The organism is Chamaesiphon sp. VAR_48_metabat_135_sub (assembly GCF_031418915.1).
Classification (GTDB): Bacteria; Cyanobacteriota; Cyanobacteriia; order Cyanobacteriales; family Chamaesiphonaceae; genus Chamaesiphon.
In genome coordinates this window covers 1-1741 of the sequence record NZ_JANOJV010000278.1, presented here as the reverse complement: position 1 = coordinate 1741, position 1741 = coordinate 1, and the positions used below count along the sequence as shown (strand labels likewise).

The following is a 1741-nucleotide window of genomic DNA, read 5'->3' as shown; positions in this document are numbered from 1 at the left end:
TTTCTGGAGATAAGTCGATGCTGTAAACTTTTTTACCATCTAAATTGTAATGTGCCACAGTCATCACTTGACTCTCACCATCAATCTTAACTTGGCCGAAAAATTGTAGTCCCGCAGTGGGTGGAATGTTTTGGGCACTTCCGCGTGGGACACTGCTAAACTTCACCTGTGGGCCAAAAGTATTATCCAATTCATTCGGCCCAAAAGTACCTGCATGAAGTGGCCCAGTTACGAATTCCCAGAAGGGATAAAAATCTTGGAATTGTGCTCGGTTGGGATCGTAGTAGTGAGCTGCTGCATAATGCACATCTGCGGTGAGCCAAACAACATTCCGAATTTTATTAGATTTGATAAATCGAAATAACTCAGCAAGTTCTAATTCTCGTCCGAGGGGGATTCCATTTCCATTTGAAACATTTTCAAATGCCTTGGAACCATCGCGAATCATTAAGCCAATGGGCATGTCACTTGCAATTACTTTCCAGGTTGATTTGCAGTTGAGTAAGCGTTGTTTTAACCATTGAAGTTGTTGGTTCCCCAGGAAAGCTGTTTCTGAGCTTGAATTTGGCTGGCGATTTGGGGAATTTTGACCTCGGTAGCTCCGTTTATCTAACATAAAGATTTCTAGAGCCGCGCCATAGTTGAAGGCGCGATAAATCTGTGCGGGATTGCTCCCGTTGAGCCGAATCGGCGCGTACTCTAAAAAGGCTTGTTTTCCCCGACTTGCGAGCAGATTTACGTTTTTGACCTTGTAGCGATCGTCGTTCTCAATTATTTGATTGGGATACCAATTATTTCGGATTTCGTGGTCGTCCCACTGCACTAACTGCGGCACTTCTGCATTAAATCGCCGGACGTTTTTGTCCATCAAGTTGTAGAGATAATTGCCGCGAAATTCCTTGAGAGTTTCAGCAACTTTAGATTTTTCTTCCGTGACTAAGTTGCGCCAAATCTTACCATCTGCTAGTTTAACCTCGGATTGAATCGGGTTGTCTGCGTAGATTGTATCTCCTGAGTGAATGAAAAAATCTGGCTTGAGTCGTCGCATCGCCTCATAAATTCTCATCCCCCCAAAGTCAGGATTGATGCCCCAGCCTTGCCCTGCGGTGTCTCCTCCCCAGACAAACGTGATGTCTTTGCCGATGTTGGGAACTGTGCGAAAGGAGCCGTTTGTGGGTGCGCTGATGAGCTTTGCGTCATCTAGATCTTGGAATCGAACTCGATAGAAGACGGATTGCCCAGTGGGTAATCCAGTGAGAGTCAGCCGCGCAGTGTAGTCACTCGCTGCTAATGCTACTGAACCGACGATTTGTTTACTGTTGCGGAATGTGTAGTCATCAGCATATTCTACTAACATCCGGGATGGTCGATCTGTTCGACTCCAAATGACAGCACTACCCTGAGTAATATCTCCACTAGCGATGCCGTAAGGAATCCTAGGACGCAGTTTATCAGAAGGAACGATCGCGAATGCAGAATGGACAAATCCAGCGTTGCTCAGGGCGTTTGCGGCAATCGCACCGCTACTAGCAAGAGTCGAATGAATCAAAAACTGCCGCCGCGAGAATTGACGTGCCATATTCCCTCACTGGTTACTTCTTCGGTTATTACATATTAAGTTTAAGCAACGGCTAAGATTGCTTTAAGGTAGCTAACAGAATTCTGCGAACATTAATGGGCGTTGCTGAATTGATGTATGAAACCCTTGGTAGGGGCAATTCATGAATTGCCCCTACCAAGG

1 protein-coding gene is annotated in these 1741 nt (G+C 45.7%); it reads right to left on the bottom strand.

The window, feature by feature from the left end; translation table 11 throughout:
- Positions 1–1579: alkaline phosphatase D family protein (locus tag RMO55_RS19620; RefSeq protein ID WP_310429461.1), on the bottom strand; the 1579-nt coding region annotated here is incomplete at its 3' end.
- Positions 1580–1741 lie beyond the last annotated feature (162 nt).